General features: G+C 41.4%; 6 protein-coding genes. All 6 read left to right on the top strand.

All coding sequences use genetic code 11. The features are described from left to right. A partial coding sequence (locus tag QOS07_RS09080; protein WP_283588627.1) for a hypothetical protein occupies positions 1 to 447 on the top strand: 447 nt, incomplete at its 5' end. 8 nt (positions 448 to 455) lie between these two features. Then, entirely contained in the window at positions 456 to 1,046 is a 591-nt protein-coding gene (locus QOS07_RS09075) for a hypothetical protein (protein ID WP_283588626.1), read from the top strand. Between the two features lie 881 nt (positions 1,047 to 1,927). After that, positions 1,928 to 2,368: an excisionase family DNA-binding protein gene (locus QOS07_RS09070; protein WP_283588625.1), complete on the top strand. Its 441-nt coding sequence runs from the start codon at positions 1,928 to 1,930 to the stop codon at positions 2,366 to 2,368. 144 nt (positions 2,369 to 2,512) lie between these two features. Beyond that, entirely contained in the window at positions 2,513 to 2,959 is a 447-nt protein-coding gene (locus QOS07_RS09065; protein ID WP_283588624.1) for a hypothetical protein, read from the top strand. A gap of 460 nt (positions 2,960 to 3,419) precedes the next feature. Next, positions 3,420 to 4,043, top strand: a complete 624-nt coding sequence (locus tag QOS07_RS09060) for a recombinase family protein (protein WP_283588623.1) — start codon at positions 3,420 to 3,422, stop codon at positions 4,041 to 4,043. Between the two features lie 363 nt (positions 4,044 to 4,406). Continuing rightward, positions 4,407 to 5,086: rolling circle replication-associated protein (locus QOS07_RS09055; protein WP_283588622.1), on the top strand; the 680-nt coding region annotated here is incomplete at its 3' end.

The raw sequence follows: 5,086 nt of genomic DNA, 5'->3' as shown, positions 1-5,086 counted from the left end.
GCCGATAAAGACTTAATGCAGGTGGCCAAAGCAAGACATCACATGGAAAAGGAAAACATGAAGTACCTACATAAGCAAGCGCCAAAGTGGTTGAAGGCTAAGCGCAAGCGGGCTAGAGCGATAGCTAACCATGAAAAGAAAAAAGAAAACCAGAAGCAGTTAAGTGGTAATGAGCGGCCGGTTTACTTGTCTAGGGGACAAGCTAAAACAGCAAGGGTCAAGACCAGCGACAAAACTATCCTAGGTTACTGGCGTTCAGCTGGCGTTTTTAGTGGTAGCACTACGATTGTTACCACCGTTAATAACTACGACGATGAAACGGGAGAGCTAATTAGTTCGTTTGAACGTGCAGTAACCGTTGATAGGTACTATTTCACCAATGAGCAATCAAAATTACTGTACGACTTGTTAAGTGAAGAGAAAGCTAAACAACAGGTGGCAGCATAAGGAAGAGAGTGAGAAAGAGAATGAGAGCAGCGAAGATAGACTTGCACGGACTGGACTACGGCGTTGTTGATATTGATAAGCTACCGTTGACGAGTGCAGAAAAGGAAATAGTGGCAAAGGTACAACGGCAGGATAGGGTGTTGAGCAAGTATCTACATGAACATAACGGTGGCCATGACTTAATACAGATTAAAGGCGTTCCTAGTCTTGAAGGCGACACAATGGACTTGAGAGCGGGCCGAGTGTTTGAACTACCTACGGGGAATGAGCATAGGTTCTATCATGTAGGACATGATGGGCAATACCTTGAAGACTTTGACGGCGTGTACCTTCACCGGCTAAGCGCTTTGCAGTACACAAGATTGACGGACAAGAAAAAGTACGAGGACGCAATGAAATGCCCTAATAAGTACGAGGTGCACCACAGAAACCCTGCTATACGGCAATTTCCACATGGTAACGGCATAACGAATGTTGTGTTGCTGGAAAAGGGACTACATCACCAGTACACGGCTATTACTAAGAAACTACGAGATTTAGCAGAGTTTGACGGTGTAGAGATACCACTGATAAAAGAATGGTTTTATCTTGCTATATAGGCGGTTTTAAGATTGAAGAATAACCCCTATAACAGGTATAAAACAGCAATATTATGGGGATGAAACCGCTTTCAAAGGATTCCCTAATTGCTGGATTTACCCTTGCAGCAAGGCCGGATTAAAAGCAACGGCAGTAGAATTACTACCAATGAAGCTAAGGGAATGGCGGTTTAGTGCCTGTTATAAGGCTAGGGGGGCATTTCTACATTTGTGCGCCTTTTTCTAAGGGGGGCGCTATTGAGTAGCCTATCCTTCACACCAGCCGGTTTTTTTGATAATTGAAAAAATAGGGGTGATTTAACCTTATTACAGGTACTATTTCACAATTAGTAAGAGTAGTTGCATACTAAACAAAAACAGGCTAGAAACGCCGGTATATCAACGATTAGAGAGGATTTTTGAACATGACAAAAAGACGAAACAGAAGCATTCTAACAGACAGTAACGCCGTATATTATTACCTAGCACGGGAAGGTGTAAAGCCTGCACACGTGGCCCGTGTGAACGGAATTTCGAGGTCTAGCATGACAAACAAAATGACCCGTGACTTAGATAAAATGACCCTAAAGAGCTTCTTACAGATTGCACGGGGGGGTAGGAAAACCCGTTGGCGTGGTAGTTGAAGAGATACTAGGAATTGATAAGCGATTGCGGGAAGCCTATGGACTGGACAATATCGAAAAATGCTACGAGGGAAGCCATAAAGGGCCATGTTTGGTACTAGATAGGGATAATAGGGTAAACCACCAAAAAGGCCGGAGAATGGCTGCGAGAGGCCAACGTGCGGGCCTAACAGTCAAATATAATTAATTGAGTGCCGTTTCTGCTATGGAATAGGTCGCCGTGCTATACTTAGGGCAACAATGGAAGAGGTGGCAGAGATGGCAGAAACGGGGAAAAATAAGAACGGCCTGTACACTATGCTTGAGGTTGCCAAGATTGTAGGCTGTTCAAAGAGTACGGTGTATAGAGTGGTCAAGGATAACCACTTAAAAGCAAAGAAAACCAAAGGCCAAGCTAAGCTATACGATGAAACACTTATAAAGCTAGCTAGGACTAAGGTTGAAGAGGTTGACGAATCTAAAGAACCAGTTCTTAGATATAGTGTAGAAACGGTTGAGAAACAGCTAGAAGTCAAAGACAAACAAATAAACCAGCTGCAGGAACAACTAAAAATGGCACAAGTGAACCTGAATCAAGCGCAACGAGCATTGAACCAGTCGCTAGAAATACAGGGAAAGCAAGCGGACAAGATAAAGCTGCTAGAAGCGCCTAAGAAACAGGCAGAACCAGCCAAAAAATGGTGGCAATTCTGGCGGTGAAAACTAAATATAGTTACTTGATAATATATATTGAAATAAAGTAATTGTAACCATTGAAAAACCCTAGAACAACAAGGGGTTGAGGTAGGCGAAAAGGTTTGATAAAATTTAAAAGACGAAAGTAAACTTTTGGGAGAAGAACTAATGAAAAAAATCATAAAAATTGGTTTAGTGCTAAGCTTAGGGCTTGGCTTGGGAATGAGTACGAATGTTATGGAAAACATGCTAAACCAACAAACACCAATGACAGTCGAAGCCAAATCGAAGGACAGCCTAGCTGACGCCATTAATAGTGACCTTGAAGACGACCAATTAGGCAATACTAAATGGTCTTGGAACGATGAGGACGAAGCATGGGAAGCCACACTTGATCCTAACAGCGACCTGTATCAAGACATGGATGATGGAAACGTGGCCCTTTGGAATAGCTATGTGAGAAACATAAAGGAAGAATCGCAAGTATTGGCAAAAAACCATATGAAAAAGCAATCGTATTTCCAACTATTAGATCCGAACGACGACTCAAAAACTTATCTTCAAGTTTACAAAGGGAAAGTGAAATACAACATTGGTGAAAATTTAGGAAATTAAAAAACATGGTATAATATAAGTGTAGTTAGACAGTATTTGATAGTTACACTGAATAGAAAAGCCCCCTAGCATAAGGCCAATCAATGCTAGAGGGCTTTTAGTAGCTACCACTGTTTAACGGTGATTGTTGTGGCTGTTGAGCCACCACGCAACCACAACGGGAACTACGGCTATCGACAATTGCAATAGGTAGTTCAATATAGTTAGACAAATGTGTTTGATAATTACACCCCCTTTCTAGGTATTAGAAAGGAAAGTACAGTGGCAGCATTAAGTATATCATGAATCCCATAAGCACCTAGTCCTATTGGTTAGGTGCTTTTCTAGTTGAATCAAGGTGTAACATTTAGGTACACCCGAATAAGACACAATAAAAGCCTTAAAATAATAGTTGTTATTTGTAACGCTAGGGTGTAACATAATTGTTAAAAGACAACCAATGAGAAAAGGGGCGGCAAATATGGCGTTAGTATTCTATGCACGTGTAAGTAGTAAAGGGCAGAATCTAAGCAGACAGTTAGCAAGGGCCAAAGAGGTAAAAGCCGATAAAGTTTTCACTGATAAGTTATCTGGTAAGAATGTGGATCGTCAAGGGTTGCGGGACATGTTGGACTACTTACGTGAGGGCGACACGGTGGAAATTGTAAGCCTTGACCGTTTAAGCCGTGATTACAACGACATTCATAATTTAGTGCAGCAACTTAAAAACAAGGGCGTTCAACTGATTGTTGATGACCTACCCCAAACAAATACGGGAAACAAGCTTGTTGACCAATTCATGCTTGACATGATGATTAGCTTAATGGGATTTGTGGCGCAAAATGAACGTGAAAAAATCAAAGAACGGCAGCGACAAGGAATCGAACAAGCAAAAAAGAGAGGGGTGTACAAAGGACGGCCGTCAAAATACACGCCAGAAAGTAATAGTCCAGAGGGTCGGTTAGTATACGAGAATATCAAGAATCACTATTTGAAGGGTGATTATGGCAGTAAAGTACAACTAGCTAAAGATAACGGCGTGTCAAGACAGCAGTTATACAGAATATTAAAACGAATCGACAAAGAAAATAATCACCTAAACTAAAAAAAGGCAGCCACATTAGGTTGCCTTTTTTTGATACATTGGTGTCGTCTTATTTCGTGCAATTCAAGATTGTGCTATCATGGAAAAGTAAGCACGCAACAAAACGCTGCGTGTCAATAGTGAAAAAATAAAGCTTTCAGGAATTGCAGTTCCTGAAAGCTAGAAAAAGCTAGAAAAAAAGATTCTAATAAATGGCGTTCATCAACGGAATTGCAGTTCCTCGAACGTCCCTCAATGCCTTAATATTATACCATATTTGGATTGTAATCAACAAAAAGCGTATTACAGACGAATACAAAATAATATGACATTGAAACACCTTTTTTCTAGCTTAGGAAAGCGAAGGAAAAGAGGTGTTTTTTCATGCAACGAATAATTCAACAACGGTACGACAATGACAGTGCTACGGCCATTACCAGCAATTCAACACTTGTTATTGATAGAAATAGCGGTGTGGGCCAAGTGGTCAATAGCAACGCCACCAAGCACAGTAGCAAGGGCAGGGGACACTACCACAAGCACAAAGGCGGAAAGACGCCAATGGACTTTATAAGGTACAAAAAGACCTTGCGGGGAAGCTTGTTTAATAACTATGAAAATAACGACCCTAGGGTTAGATTTGTTACCCTAACTTTTTCTGACAATCGTATAAGAACCATAAATGGGGCAAAATCGAAGTTTGACCAATATATTAAGTGTCTGGAACGGGAACGAACTATTCAGTGCTACACGTTGTGCCCAGAGTACGACAGCAACCACAAGCCACACCTTCATGCCGTGATTAAGCTTGCTAAGGTCAGCAAGGTTGAAGCAGTCAAGGACGACATTATCAATGATTGGTTGGTTAAGAGTTGGCCACATGGTTATGGAAAGTCTGAACCAGTTTGGGACATTAAAGGGCTAGTAAACTATTTGGTTCCCGTTTACAGCGTCAAGGACTACAAAACGGTGAATGAAGAGTTGACGGCCGATAAAGACTTAATGCAGGTGGCCAAAGCAAGACATCACATGGAAAAGGAAAACATGAAGTACCTACATAAGCA

The sequence above is a fragment of the Limosilactobacillus viscerum genome (genome assembly GCF_947387525.1).
Classification (GTDB): domain Bacteria; phylum Bacillota; class Bacilli; order Lactobacillales; family Lactobacillaceae; genus Limosilactobacillus; species Limosilactobacillus viscerum.
Note: the sequence above shows the minus strand (reverse complement) of the source record. Positions and strands in the feature narration are given on the sequence as shown.

Excerpts from the sequence above, each read along its gene's own strand:
- QOS07_RS09065 (WP_283588624.1), top strand. The coding sequence starts at position 2,513 with ATGAAAAAAATCATAAAAATTGGTTTAGTGCTAAGCTTAGGGCTTGGC.
- QOS07_RS09060 (WP_283588623.1), top strand. The coding sequence starts at position 3,420 with ATGGCGTTAGTATTCTATGCACGTGTAAGTAGTAAAGGGCAGAATCTA.
- QOS07_RS09070 (WP_283588625.1), top strand. The coding sequence starts at position 1,928 with ATGGCAGAAACGGGGAAAAATAAGAACGGCCTGTACACTATGCTTGAG.